Genomic DNA, 13998 nt, shown 5'->3' with positions numbered 1-13998 from the left:
ATGTGGTACACCGAAAATCGGAAAGGAGTGTCAGTCAAAAATCAATGCGACTGGGGAAAATGTGATTATCTTATGGCAATTAAATACTTGGTGAAAAGGGGATTTTTACATGAAAAGAAACATGAAAACAATGGATGGAAATACAGCAGCAGCCTACATATCGTACGCATTTACCGATGTAGCAGCGATCTTTCCCATTACCCCGTCGTCTAATATGGCGGAAAGTGTGGATGAGTGGGCTGCTCAAGGCAAAAAGAATCTATTTGGGCAGACGGTAGAGGTTGTCGAAATGCAGTCAGAAGGCGGTGCAGCCGGAGCTGTTCACGGTTCGCTGCATGCGGGAGCATTGACTACTACCTATACAGCCTCGCAAGGGCTTCTCCTGATGATTCCCAATATGTATAAAATTGCCGGTGAACTACTACCAGGCGTGTTCCATGTCAGCGCCAGAATAATTGGCGCCAATGCCATCAGTATTTTTGGCGATCATTCTGACGTTATGGCTACCAGACAAACTGGTTTTGCCATGTTAGCTGAGAGCAGTGTCCAGCAAGTTATGGACTTAGCGGCTGTAGCGCATTTATCAGCCATTAAAGGGCGAGTGCCATTTCTCAACTTCTTTGATGGTTTTAGAACCTCACACGAAGTGCAAAAAATTGAAGTTCTCGAATATGAAGAATTGGACAAACTGCTAGACCGGGACGCTGTCGATACCTTTAGAAAACGGGCGCTTAATCCTGATCATCCATTGACTAAAGGCACAGTGCAAGGCATTGATGTCCACTTCCAACAAAGAGAGGTATCTAACCGTTTTCATCAAGATATTCCGGCCATCGTCGAAGACTATATGGCCGAAATTAGCAAACTGACCGGCAGAGAATACCATCTGTTCAACTATCATGGCGCTCCTGATGCCGAACGCATGATTATTGCCATGGGCTCAATGTGTGAAGCCATTGAAGAAGTGGTGGATTATCTCAATACCAAGGGTGAAAAAGTAGGCTTGCTGACTGTACATCTCTATCGGCCGTTTTCGCTGGAACACTTCTTTAAATACATACCGACTACTGTGAAAAAAATTGCTGTACTTGACAGAACCAAAGAAATGGGAGCACTAGCCGAACCGCTCTACCTCGATGTCAAAAACGCATTTTACGGCAAAGAGTGGCAGCCTGTCATCGTGGGCGGACGCTGTGGCGTTGGCGGCAAAGATGTAATCCCCAGCCATATTCACGGTGTTTTTGAAAACCTTAAAGCAGATAGCTCTAAAGACAACTTTACTGTCGGCATTATCGATGATGTAAATCATACGTCCCTGCCGTTTGGCGACGATATCGACACCACCGCCGCCGGTACAAAAGCCTGCAAGTTTTGGGGGATTGGTTCAGACGGAACCGTCGGAGCCAACAAGAATACCATTAAAATTATTGGCGATCACACCGACATGTATGCCCAGGCCTATTTTGCCTATGATGCCAAAAAGTCTGGTGGTGTTACCATTTCCCATTTGCGGTTTGGTAAAAAACCGATAAAATCGCCGTATCTCATTAATAAAGCGGATTTTATCGCTTGCCACAATCAGTCTTATGTATATAACTATAATGTTTTAGAAGGGTTGAAACAAGGTGGCAGCTTCCTGTTGAATTGCCGCTGGAGTGAAGCCGAACTAGACCAAAATCTGCCAGCTGCCATGAAACAGTATCTTGCCGCTAATAACATTCAAATGTACATCATTGATGCCGTGAAAATTGCTCAGGAAATTGGTCTTGGCGGCAGGATTAACATGATTATGCAGTCGGCCTTTTTCAAAATTGCCGGCATTATTCCAGAAGCAGATGCTATAAAGTACCTAAAAGATGCCATTCAAAAGTCCTATGGCAAAAAAGGTGGAAAAGTAGTTGCCATGAACAATGCGGCTGTAGATCAGGGGATAAACGCCATTGTAAAGGTCAACATTCCTGCCTCCTGGCAAACGGCTGAGGAACAATCCGAAACCAGCAGCAAAGAAGTTCCGGCCTTTATTAAAAATGTCTTACTCCCGATGAACAGGCAAGAAGGCGATAAACTCCCAGTCAGCGCCTTTATCGGTTTGGAAGACGGTTCGTATCCCATGGGAACGGCTGCTTATGAAAAACGCGGTGTTGCGATTGATGTGCCAGAGTGGCAGGCGGAAGCGTGTATTCAATGCAATCAATGTTCGTTTGTTTGCCCACATGCTGCGATCCGGCCGGTACTACTTACTGAGCAAGAAAAACAACAGGCACCGGCCGGATTGCTGGCAAAATCAGTCAAGGGTCAGGACGGTTTGTATTTTACGATGGCCGTTTCGCCGTATGATTGCACCGGCTGTGGCAACTGTGCCCAGGTTTGCCCGGCAAAAGAAAAGGCGCTGGTAATGAAACCACTGGCAACACAACTGGAGCAAGCGCCAGTTTGGGAGTATGCCATGACCGTTGCTCCGAAAACCAATCCACTCAATCCCTTCACCGTAAAAGGCAGCCAGTTTGAACAACCGCTCTTAGAATTCTCCGGTGCCTGTGGTGGTTGCGGTGAAACACCGTATGCCAAACTGGTGACCCAATTATTCGGAGACCGAATGATGGTGGCTAATGCCACCGGCTGCTCCTCCGTTTGGGCTGATAGTGTTCCCTCTATGCCATATACCACCAACCATCGTGGTCATGGTCCAGCGTGGGGAAACTCCTTGTTCGAAGATAATGCCGAATATGGCTTAGGCATGTTGATGGCTGGAAAGCAGCTCAGAAAACAAGTAGCGCAAGCGATTGAAAAGGCCGCTAACCTAGAGTTGGGAGATGAATATAAGGCTGCTTGTGAAACTTGGCTAGCCAATAAAGATACGGGTGAAGGCACCAGAGAACGTGCCGATAAACTGATTGCGCTGTTAGAACAAGTAAAGGGCAGTGACGCGCTGCTCAATGAAATCTATAACAACAAAGATTTCCTGGTTAAACGCTCCCAATGGATTTTTGGCGGTGACGGTTGGGCCTATGATATCGGTTTTGGCGGGTTAGATCATGTGCTGGCTTCTGGTGAAGATGTCAATGTGCTGGTATTTGATACCGAAGTATATTCCAACACAGGCGGCCAGTCCTCCAAAGCTACGCCAACCGCCGCCATTGCTAAATTCGCGGCTAGCGGCAAAAAGACTAAGAAGAAAGATCTTGGCATGATGGCCATGAGCTATGGCTATGTTTATGTGGCGCAAATTGCTATGGGGGCCGATAAAAACCAAACCCTTAAAGCCATTGCCGAAGCCGAGGCGTACCCAGGCCCGTCCTTGATTATTGCCTATGCTCCTTGCATCAATCACGGCATGAAAGTCGGTATGGGCTGCAGCCAACTAGAGGCAAAACGAGCTGTTGACAGCGGTTACTGGGCTATGTACCGGTACAATCCACAAAGCAAGGATGCTGGGAAAAATCCATTCACGCTGGATTCTAAAGAACCAACCATGAACTTTAAAGAGTTTTTGCTGGGTGAAGTGCGTTATTCGTCTTTGAAACAACAATTCCCGGATAAGGCGGAAGCTTTATTTGAAAAAACCGAGCAAGATGCCAAAGAAAGATTGGAAAAGTACAGGATATTGGCTAAACAATAAGGGAGGAATTTATTTTATGAAAAGCGTTGTTACTACCGATAAAGCTCCTGCGGCGATAGGACCATACTCTCAGGCCATAAAAGCAGGTAACTTTATGTTTATTTCTGGTCAAATACCCGTTGATCCGAAAGACGGCAATATCGTAGCCGGCGGCATTGCCGCTCAAACCAAACAGGTCCTGGATAATCTTACTGCCATTCTAAAAAGTGAAAATCTCACAATGAAAAATGTTGTTAAGACCACGGTTTTTCTGGCGGATATGAATGACTTTCAGACACTCAACAAAATCTACGGCGAATGCTTCTGCCAGGATGCACCAGCAAGAAGCTGTGTCCAAGTTACACGGCTACCGAAAGACGTTTTAGTTGAGATTGAAGCAATTGCTTGTTTATAAGAAAACCCCTATCGCAGCCTTTTGGTTTCGAGCACATCCGAAATTCGATACTCAAATCCATAGACTTCTTGTAATATCGTAGATACATTGCCTTGCCACATGATTCACAACTGAATTGCGGAGGGTAAAGAGCCCTTGTATTATCCTGCTTATCGAAGTCCCTTACCACTTGGCAAGGGACTTCTTCTTGTTAGCGGCAATAAAGCCTGTGTTTCCTATTTGTATCGTTAGCACTTCAGTCTATCGCTTACTAAGGTGCATTGTGTCACTGGATTAACCCTAATTTTTTCAAAACTTCCACAAGCTTATCGGTATCAACAGGTTTTGCAGCATAAGCCTCACAGCCTATGTCAAAGGAATGTTGTACATACTGGGTTTCGGCAAGTGCCGTGACCATGATAACCTTTACACGATTCTCAGGTTTGACGCCCTTTTGTCTTTCAAGATCGCGAATGGTCTTTAGCGCTTTTACGCCATCTACTTTAGGCATCATAATGTCTAAGCAGATAAGGTCATAGGGTTGACTTTCCTTTAATGCCAATAAGTACGCGTCAAGTGCTTCCAATCCGTCAACTGTTACATCACATTCACCATATTGAGATAAAAACTTTGCTAAAAATTTTCTACTCGTTACATCATCCTCGGCAATTAGTACCCGCATTTTCATTCCCCCTTAGCATAATAATAGGTTCGCAATAATGTCGAAAAGTTGTCTATCAACTGTGTTCCAACTTCAGTAATTTGTTGAATATCATCACGCCTAGCCGCAAGTTCTGCTTTGAAGGCTAAATTTTTCAGTTCATCAATCCCGCGCGTGTTGAACTCGTCTTTTAGTCTGTGAGCATATTCCTCAATTGTAGGAATATCGACACGATCTAAGGACATCTTGAATTGTTTTACCAGGTAGGATAGCTCTGCTAAAGAGTCCTCTTCTAGTGGGGAAGCTTGTTTTGTTGTTTTCACCGAGTAGAACTCTCCCTGTTCGTTAACTTTCAAATCCTTAATCTCCTGGAGTTTCCCATCTTTACTCCAAATATCATCAATTTCTTGTGCTAACGCAGAAATCGAAATAGGCTTTGATAAATACCCATCCATTCCCAAATTGATAAACCGCTCCTTATCACCATACAATGCATGTGCAGTCAGCGCGATTATTGGTATATGTCCCCCCATGACTGCTTCATGGGCTCGAATCAGTATTGTTACCTCTACACCATCCATATGAGGCATTTGAATATCCATCAAAATTAAATCAAACTGATTCGGATTACGCTGTATTAAATCCAATACATCTAAGCCATTATTGGCTACTTCAACAGAATGCCCGATTTCTCTTAATAACCGCATAACCACCCCTTGGATGACATGATTATCCTCAGCTAAGAGAATCTTTTTCGGAAACAATGTTTTATACGATGCTGTAATCGGCTTTTGTTTTTCCTGCAGCTTGTCGCCTATCTCACACTGAATGGTAAAGAAGAAGCTAGCTCCCTTTCCAACTTGACTTTCCACCCAAATGGAACCATGCATCATTTCTACCAATTGTTTAGAAATGGCAAGTCCAAGACCAGTGCCCCCAAATTTACGAGTAATCGACCCGTCGATCTGACTAAACGGTTTAAATAGCTTAGAAATATCCTCTTGAGAAATACCAATCCCGGTATCTGTGACAGAAAAAAGCAACTCAACCTTGCCGGTCTCAACAAGTAACTGTTTAATTGACACAGTGATTTCACCTGTCTTAGTAAACTTTATGGCATTGCTAATTAGATTGTTAAGCACTTGCCGCAATCGGTTAGGATCTCCCTTTAATACCGGTGGATTTGTTGCTGCTATCATGTACTTTAGATCAATGTTCTTTTCTACCACTTTTACCGAATGGGCCCTAATCGTTTCTTCAATAAGGTCTTTAAGACTAAAACTAATACTGTCAATATGAAGTTTTCCAGCCTCTATCTTTGAAAAGTCTAGAATATCGTTGATAATGCCCACTAACGAATTAGCACAAGACTTAGCAGTAATCAAGTTCTCTTTCTGTTCGCTATCGATGTTTGTCATAAGCGTTAAATCTATCATTCCTACTATACCACTGATTGGTGTACGAATTTCATGACTCATGTTGGCTAGAAATTCACCTTTAGCCCTACTCCCTGCCTCTGCGGCTTCCTTTGCTGTCTTTAGCTCTTGTTCCGCAATTTTCCGTTCAGTAATATCTCGTATGATACTTAGTAAAACTTCCTGCTTTCCAATTACAGTTCCTTTTGAACTAACTTCGACTGGGAAAACAGTTCCATCTTTTCTTCTGTGCACTGTCTCGAAGAACGCTCCTTCTTGATAAGCAGCCAGCATTTGTTTTGTGATAAAATCGTTCGCTTGTCGTATATTCCAAACTGTACAGGATAGTAACTCCTCACGCGTATATCCGTAAGCCTGTACTGCTGCATCATTAGCATCAATAATATGGCCGTCGAAACCGATAAAAAGAATAATATCGCGTGCTTTTTCTAGTAAAGCCTTATATCGGGTTAAGGCTTCTTCTGCTGTCTTCCTATCATTTATGTCTAAACCCATGCCAATAAAGCCCGTTATCTTGCCCTCTATATCGTAGAAGGGGCGGTTTATGCAATATAGCCAGCGGTATTCCCCGCTTTTATGCAACATGCGAATCTCTGATTGATAGGCTTTTGATTTTTGTAACGCCTGCAAAGATGCATCAAAGTATGCTTTTCGGTCATCAGGATGGACAAATTCAAGCCAGCGATAAAGAGCCCCCTCTTCAAGTGTCCGTCCGGTGAATTTTGCCCAATAGTCGTTCAAATACAGATATTCCTGTTGCATTCCGGTACGCCAAACAATGGCCGGTATTCCTTCAAACATCGAAAAATAAAAATCTCGGGCCCTAACAACAGTCAATTCCTGTTCCTTTTCATCTGTAATATCTACAATTGTTACAACAATATTCCGCTCACCATTAATACTCACAGGCGTAGCACCGATCTTCAGCCAAAGTACCTTTTTCTTATTGCCCTGCTTTAACGTTTTTTGGCACTCAATAGTAGCTGCCGGAACGTTGAATTCATAAGAGTGTCGAATGGAAGCATTGATATCACAACTTTGACAATCAAGACCACTGCCACATTGGTTTGTACTATTCTCACAACAAATTGCGTTACCAAAGAAATCACCTAACGCTTCACTCTTGGACTTATTGCTGATATTCAGAGCGGTTTTGTTTACATCCGTAATTTTGAAAGAGCTATTTAGGAGAACCATCCCCACTGGTGTGGAGTTAAAAATATTGCGCAGGTTCCTTTCTTCATTAAAATAATACAATTCCCATTTTTTAAACCTTGTAACATCACGCAAGATAGTAATAGTCCCGATTGTTTCCCCCTCTGTATTACCAAAAGGAGAACAGGTTGATGAAACAAAGACCAGCTCTCCGTTACGGAAAATAGACGCATGGTTTTCAAAGCCCAGAGTGGTATTGGTCCGAATTACCTCTAATACTGGGCTGCGCATAGGCAGCCTGGTTTCACAGTGTATAATATTACAAACCTCATCAAAGCCTTTGCCAATGACCTCATCCGATTTTTGCCCGATTATCGTTTCAGCTTGTTGATTAATATATACAACATTTGCTGATAAATCAGACACAATAACGCCATCACCAATACTTGATAATGCTAAAATAAGTTGGTTATTGTTTAGGAAACTGCGAAGCATCTTCACGGCACCTGCACTTTCATAGTAGCATTGCGTTTTAGGTAACGCTCTGTCATTTGCCATATCCCAGCATTGAACAGATGACTTGCGGTACATTTTGCAGCGCAGCCTGTTTTGCTACTGCGCCGATATTATAGGCGACTTTAGGCATACCATAGACTACAGAAGTATCTTCATCCTGACCAATTGTCTTTGCGCCTTGCTTACGCATGGCTAAAAGCCCCTTTGCCCCATCGCACCCCATCCCTGTGAGGATAACTCCGATACTGTTAGCGCCAGCTTCCTGGGCAACAGAGAAAAAGAGTTCGTCAATTGAAGGACAGTGTCCGTTTACCTTTTCGTCTTCATAGCATTTAACCCTAAATCCATCACTATATCTTTTGATCTTCATATGTTCATTCCCCGGGGCGATCAACACCTTGCCCGGAGAAACCATATCTCCTGTCCGAGCTTCTTTTACTTGAAATGCGGTCGAACCATTCAAGCGTTCCGCATACATCCGCGAGAACACCGGCGGGATATGCTGAACAATCACAATACCGGGTATGTTGGGCGGCAGTTGTTTCAATATATTATAAATGGCCTCGGTTCCGCCGGTAGAGGCGCCAATTGCAATAATTTTACTGCTGTCAGATAATCCAGGGTTATTCACTCTAGGAACAGAGATCCCGCTTGATGTAAGCTGTGTTGGTTTTGCATACACAGCCATTTTGACTTTGATAATCAGCTCGTTAATAAAATTCTCTACCCCTTTGGGGGACTGAATATCAGGTTTGGCCACGAAATCAACCGCCCCAACCGTAACAGCGTCAAAAACAGCATCGCTAATAGAGCTAATAACAATTACTGGCAAGGGATATTGGGGCATTAACCGTCGTAAAAACTCAATACCATTCATTTTTGGCATTTGTACATCAAGTGTCATAACATCTGGTCGAAACTGAATAATTTTATCACGAGCGTCAAAAGGATCGACTGCCTTAGCAACAACCTCAATATCCATATCTGCCGATAGACCTTTTGCTAATACTTCGCGATATAATATAGAGTCATCAACAACGATCACTTTAATTTTACCCATCTTATAATTCCTTTCGATATACTGCAGGCATAACATATTTGAACTTTGAGATATCGCGATTAACAGACTCCGAATGTCCAATAAAAAGATACCCACCGTTTGCCAATGAAGCATAGAAAGCATCAATAAGTGCATTCTTGGTTTGTGCATCAAAATAGATCATAACATTTCGACAAAATATCACATGAAATTTTTTCTTAAAGGGAAAAACGGGATTAATGAGATTAAACTTGCGAAAAATAATTTCCTGCCTGATACTGGAGACTACCCTACTATTTTCGCCATCAATTGTTTCAAAATAATTAGTTTGCCAATACTTAGGGAGAGACAGTAAAGTTTCCTTGCTATAAACGCCTGCTTGAGCAGTTTCTAGAACTTTGGGAGATATATCTGTGGCTAACACTTTGGTATCCCATAGTTTCTTATTAACTCCAAAATAATCAGTAAGAAACATGGCTATTGTATATGGCTCTTCTCCTGATGAACAGCCTGCACTCCATATCCGTAAATCCCTATCTTGAACAACGCGTGATAGATAGGGCAACACTTTCTCTTTAAAATAGGTAAAATGATCAGGCTCACGCATGAAAAAAGTATGATTTGTCGTAATTAGACTTATGAGCAAGTTGGCAGCCTTACCTGTTTTATCATTAACCATCTGGTCATAATACTCACTGAAAGAGCTAAGTTTATCTCTCAGGAGCAAGTTCTGTAGGCGCCCGACTACTAGCGTTTTTTTGTGTGGTGGCAGGTAAATCCCGTAGTTTAACTTAATATAACTGGTCAACTGCGCGAACTCTTTATCGGTTATCGCCAGCATAAATTATCACCCTATTTTAAATAGAGGAGAGCTTACAAAAGCTCTCCTCTATTTAGTTTAATATTTTCCGAACTCCTGGTCACTTAATGCAATTTTAATTTGTTTTGCCACAGCTTCTGAACCAGTATCCTCAATAGGCCTTTGCCTACGTTTCTTTTCAGCCATGTTTTCTAACACCTTAAGCACGTCTGGATTGAGTTCGCCATATCGTTTATGAGAATAGCTTTCCTTTTTAAGCTTAAACCGACTCACATTATCTTTCAGCATTTCGGCTTGACTAGAGAGTTCTTCGCTTGCGGCCGCACTTTCTTCAGAAGTTGCCGAATTACTTTGTACCACTTGTGACACCTGGGAAATCCCCTGATTAATTTGAGCAATACCAGCCGCTTGCTCGTTTGATGCTACAGCAATGTTATTGACTAAAGCAGCAACCTCTGTAACCCCACCAACAATTTTATTTAACGCCTGTGCCGTCTCATTAGCAATTTTAGTGCCATCCTCTACCTTTTTAATAGAGCTCTCGATCATTGCCGTTGTTTCCTTGGCCGCATTAGCAGATCGAGCCGCGAGATTACGTACTTCTTCCGCCACTACGGCAAAGCCCTTGCCATGCTGCCCTGCACGTGCCGCTTCAACAGCTGCATTGAGTGCAAGAATATTTGTTTGAAAAGCAATCTCATCAATCACTTTAATGATTTTAGAAATATTACTGGACGATTGATTAATCTCGATCATGGCTTTTTGCATCTCTTGCATTTGTGAGTTACCCTGCGCCGCATTTGTTTTTGCATTCTCCGCCAGTTCGTTGGCTTGGTTGGCACTTTGAGCATTCTGCTTGGTCTGAACAGAAATTTCCTCAATCGATGCCGTCAGTTGTTCGATCGAACTCGCTTGTTCGGTTGCTCCCTGCGATAAGCTCATGCTTGAGTCTGAAACCTGTTTTGACCCAGCAGCCACTTGGTCAGCTGCGGACGAAATGTTAACCATAACCTCATTGATTTGATCGACCATAGTGCCAAACGTTGAGGCTAAAGTACCGATTTCATCTTTTGTCGTTGCCTCAACAGTAACGTTTAAATCACCGTTAGCAATATGATTAGCCCCTTCGACCAATTGCCCGATTGGACGACTAATGCTACGAGCAATAAACATTCCCAAACCGACTGCAACAATCATGGCAACTAGAATTACGAGTATCATAACGATAATCGTTGTATTCGTCATTGCCGAATATTCGGCTGAGAGTTTTTCACCACCGCTTTCTTTTAATTGAAATAGTTGATCAATTGCCTTAGCAACTTCGCCCGCAGGAGCGGCTGCTTCTGCCCAAAACAATATATACGCCTGATCTTCTTGCTTAGCCAAAGCCATGGCAATAACTCGCTCTCTGGCAACATTGTACTTGGTCAGATTGTCTTGCATCCCGGCAAAAATTCTCCGCCCCTCTTCTGTTTGGAGGGTCTTATCCACCTTCTGCATTGACTTTGCAATCGTCTGATCATTCTCCTTAATTTTGTTTATATATTTACTTCGGTCTTTTCCTCTTTCGAGGAGGATGTCCCGTATTGCGCTGCGATTATCATGGTAAGCGATACCCAATTCCCCAATATTACCAGAGGCAACACCGTAATTAATAAATAAATCCGCAAAGTTGTCGTCGACCTTCTTTATATTAACAATCCCAACAACACCGACGACTCCAGCCAGAAAGGCAACTGCAATAAATGAGATGATGAGTTTTTTGCCGATCTTTAGATCATTGAACCACTTCATGCTGTCATTTCCCCCTCTTCTTATAGATTATTAAAATTAGTCGCTTCATCGTCAGTTAACATTTTTTCGCAGTCAAGCAACAATTTAATCTCACTCTCCACCTTACCGATTCCCTTAATATACTTATTTTGAGCAGCTTTCATATCAGGTGGAGGAACGATGTTGCTGTCAGGAATAGTCAATACTTCAGACACACTATCAACAATAAGTCCGATAGAAATATCTTTAATATCGATCACAATTATGCAGGTCCGGTCATTGTATTCTCGAAACGCCTTCTTGAAACGCAGCCGGACATCCATTACCGGCACAATTTTGCCGCGCAGATTCACAATCCCTTTAACATAGTCAGGTAGTTCAGGAATCTCCGTAATCGGTTGAATTCCGATAATTTCTGTGACATAGGAAATTTCTAATCCGTAATATTCATTACCTAGAGAGAATGTAAGAAATTTACCCTTTTGGGTATCTTCATCCATTTCACCATTTGCTTGGCCAGCTATATCCGTCATTGTCCTGCTCCTCTCATTAAACCGCAATTCCGCAGGCATCTAAAATGAGACTGATGCTGCCGTCACCTAGCAGCGTACAGCCAACAATACCTGGAATTGGCCGAATCCTCTTAATGTATAAAGGCAGCGTCTTTACAACTACCTGATGTTCACCAATTAGTCTATCAGCAAATATGCATAGTGTTTTCTGTTCGGTTTCAACAATAACAATAATTCCATCAGCTATGTTTTCAACATCTGCTTTGACTTTATAAATTTCGTGTAACCTCACTATTGGATAACACTGCCCTCGTACCATCATCATCTCATTTCCCTCAGGGTCACAAATAATTTCCTTCTCATGAGGCCGCAATGACTCTCGGATCGATGTAATTGGTATAGTGTAACGGGCTTGTCCTACCCCAATTGTCATACCATCAACAATCGCCAAGGTTAATGGGATTTTTAGAGTGATTGAAGTACCCTTGCCTAATTCACTATCGATCAGCACGTTTCCGCCAATTGAGTTGATGTTTTTTGTAACAACATCCATTCCCACTCCCCTGCCGGAAAACTCTGTAACACTATCCTTGGTTGAAAACCCAGGGTAAAAGATAAATGAATAAATCTCTTTGTCAGTCAACTCGCTTTCCGGCCTTACAAGCAGGTTCCTCTCTTTGGCCCGTTTAAGTATCTTTTCTTTATTGAGGCCGCGACCGTCATCGCGGATGATAATAAGAACTTCACTGCCTACACTAACCGCTTCCAACGTAACTGTTGCTTGTGCTGATTTTCCTGCTGCGACTCTTTCCTCTGCTTGCTCAATTCCATGATCAATCGCATTTCTTAACAGATGCATAACAGGATCAGAGATGTTTTCTATTATGTTTTTATCTACTTCCGTTGTTTCCCCGATGATCTCTAATTCGACGTCTTTAGCCAGTTTTTTGCGCATGTCTCTCACGATTCGATGCATCTTATGAAAGGTTGTTGATAATGGTACCATGCGAATCGACATGACAGTATCTTGAAGCTCGCTCGTAATTTTCCGTAGTTGGCGCGCTGCTTTTTTGAAGTTATCAATTTCCAAACCATTGAGATCTGGGTTTTGCGTCACCATTGACTCTGAAATCACCAGTTCTCCCACCAAATCCATCAGTCGATCCAATTTAGCAACATTAACATTAATAATGTTCTGATGATTTGTTTGTGCCTGTAGTTCTTCTACTTTATCCTCGCATTTTGTTGGAATAGTAGGTATCTTAGGACCACTGTCAGCTACTCCTAAGTCAATAAATTCTTCACTAATATCATTATCAAGCTTTGTTAATTCCAGTTCTTTTAGGAACATCGTGTTGTCTAACAAAACTTCCTGTACTTGCTCATATGTCTTTTCTGAGGAAAACGAGACCGTAAAGCCATTTTGACGAATGACTTCAGCCGTATCGTCGTTATCAAATATATCCTGAGGGCTGTAGCTAATGTCATATACAATCTCGCATAAATTATTCACCAATGTAAACGCTCGAATGTTCTCCATTTCGCAGCCTTCGTCAAAGTAGATGATCGCTTGGTAATATTGCTTTTCTGCCGTGCTCGCTCTACTTGGCCTAATAAAATATTGCTGTAGTTTCTTATCTGGTTTTTCCACAGTTTTTACTGAGGGATTTTCCCTCTCAAGCTTCGCCAAAAACTCTTTAATCTTATACTGAAGATCCTCAGCATGACCATCTGGCGATTGTCCGGCCTTCAATTTTTCCATTTCCGCTTTAATAAAATCTACGCTTTCCAGCATAATGTCTGTTAAATCAATATAATCTAAGGTAGTTATTCCATTTTCACGTATGAAAAAAAACACATCTTCGACTGCATGAGCTACATTGCACACTTGATCGACTAGCATCATTGCAGAAGAGCCTTTAATCGTATGCATAACTCGAAATATCTCACCAATAGCAGTTGAGTCAAAGCAGCCTGAAGTTTCACTTGCAAGGATGACCGTTTCTAGTTGTTCGATCAACTGACTTGTCTCAAAGATATACATTTCTAGCATAGGCTCATATGTATAACCATCTGTCATCTTTTCACCACTTC

9 protein-coding genes are annotated in these 13998 nt (G+C 42.3%); 2 read left to right on the top strand and 7 right to left on the bottom strand.

From position 1 onward, the window contains the following. Positions 1–109 precede the first annotated feature (109 nt). Both nifJ and ACZ449_RS23385 read left to right on the top strand, forming a co-directional pair. Positions 110–3619: a pyruvate:ferredoxin (flavodoxin) oxidoreductase gene (gene nifJ / locus ACZ449_RS23390; protein ID WP_464258446.1), complete on the top strand. Its 3510-nt coding sequence runs from the start codon at positions 110–112 to the stop codon at positions 3617–3619. 16 nt (positions 3620–3635) lie between these two features. Then, on the top strand, positions 3636–4013 hold the full coding sequence (locus tag ACZ449_RS23385) for a RidA family protein (protein ID WP_464258445.1): 378 nt from the start codon (positions 3636–3638) through the stop codon (positions 4011–4013). A gap of 265 nt (positions 4014–4278) precedes the next feature. Here ACZ449_RS23385 and ACZ449_RS23380 read toward each other — a convergent pair whose 3' ends face one another. The 7 genes from ACZ449_RS23380 to ACZ449_RS23350 are packed head-to-tail and all read right to left on the bottom strand — an operon-like array spanning position 4279 to position 13984. Next, positions 4279–4674 carry a response regulator gene (locus ACZ449_RS23380; protein WP_464258444.1) on the bottom strand — a complete coding sequence of 132 codons (396 nt, stop codon included), beginning with the start codon at positions 4672–4674 and terminating at the stop codon, positions 4279–4281. A gap of 2 nt (positions 4675–4676) precedes the next feature. Beyond that, on the bottom strand, positions 4677–7835 hold the full coding sequence (locus ACZ449_RS23375) for a PAS domain-containing hybrid sensor histidine kinase/response regulator (RefSeq protein ID WP_464258443.1): 3159 nt from the start codon (positions 7833–7835) through the stop codon (positions 4677–4679). After that, the gene (locus ACZ449_RS23370; protein ID WP_464258442.1) at positions 7792–8820 is read right to left on the bottom strand and encodes a protein-glutamate methylesterase/protein-glutamine glutaminase; all 1029 of its coding nucleotides are present in this window, start codon (positions 8818–8820) and stop codon (positions 7792–7794) included. The genes ACZ449_RS23375 and ACZ449_RS23370 overlap by 44 nt, the downstream gene beginning before the upstream one ends. Before the next feature lies 1 nt (position 8821). Beyond that, positions 8822–9640 carry a CheR family methyltransferase gene (locus ACZ449_RS23365; RefSeq protein WP_464258441.1) on the bottom strand — a complete coding sequence of 273 codons (819 nt, stop codon included), beginning with the start codon at positions 9638–9640 and terminating at the stop codon, positions 8822–8824. 57 nt (positions 9641–9697) lie between these two features. Beyond that, positions 9698–11413, bottom strand: a complete 1716-nt coding sequence (locus ACZ449_RS23360; RefSeq protein WP_464258440.1) for a methyl-accepting chemotaxis protein — start codon at positions 11411–11413, stop codon at positions 9698–9700. A gap of 20 nt (positions 11414–11433) precedes the next feature. After that, complete coding sequence (locus tag ACZ449_RS23355; protein WP_464258439.1) at positions 11434–11925, bottom strand: chemotaxis protein CheW; 492 nt, start codon at positions 11923–11925, stop codon at positions 11434–11436. A 16-nt stretch (positions 11926–11941) separates the two neighbouring features. Then, the gene (locus ACZ449_RS23350) at positions 11942–13984 is read right to left on the bottom strand and encodes a chemotaxis protein CheW (RefSeq protein ID WP_464258438.1); all 2043 of its coding nucleotides are present in this window, start codon (positions 13982–13984) and stop codon (positions 11942–11944) included. Between the last annotated feature and the right edge of the window lie 14 nt (positions 13985–13998).

The sequence above is a fragment of the Desulfosporomusa polytropa genome (genome assembly GCF_055380075.1).
This window is presented reverse-complemented; position numbering and strand designations above follow the sequence as displayed.

Excerpts from the sequence above, each read along its gene's own strand:
- nifJ (WP_464258446.1), top strand. The coding sequence starts at position 110 with ATGAAAAGAAACATGAAAACAATGGATGGAAATACAGCAGCAGCCTAC.
- ACZ449_RS23385 (WP_464258445.1), top strand. The coding sequence starts at position 3,636 with ATGAAAAGCGTTGTTACTACCGATAAAGCTCCTGCGGCGATAGGACCA.
- ACZ449_RS23380 (WP_464258444.1), bottom strand. The coding sequence starts at position 4,674 with ATGCGGGTACTAATTGCCGAGGATGATGTAACGAGTAGAAAATTTTTA.
- ACZ449_RS23375 (WP_464258443.1), bottom strand. The coding sequence starts at position 7,835 with ATGTACCGCAAGTCATCTGTTCAATGCTGGGATATGGCAAATGACAGA.
- ACZ449_RS23370 (WP_464258442.1), bottom strand. The coding sequence starts at position 8,820 with ATGGGTAAAATTAAAGTGATCGTTGTTGATGACTCTATATTATATCGC.
- ACZ449_RS23365 (WP_464258441.1), bottom strand. The coding sequence starts at position 9,640 with ATGCTGGCGATAACCGATAAAGAGTTCGCGCAGTTGACCAGTTATATT.
- ACZ449_RS23360 (WP_464258440.1), bottom strand. The coding sequence starts at position 11,413 with ATGAAGTGGTTCAATGATCTAAAGATCGGCAAAAAACTCATCATCTCA.
- ACZ449_RS23355 (WP_464258439.1), bottom strand. The coding sequence starts at position 11,925 with ATGACGGATATAGCTGGCCAAGCAAATGGTGAAATGGATGAAGATACC.
- ACZ449_RS23350 (WP_464258438.1), bottom strand. The coding sequence starts at position 13,984 with ATGACAGATGGTTATACATATGAGCCTATGCTAGAAATGTATATCTTT.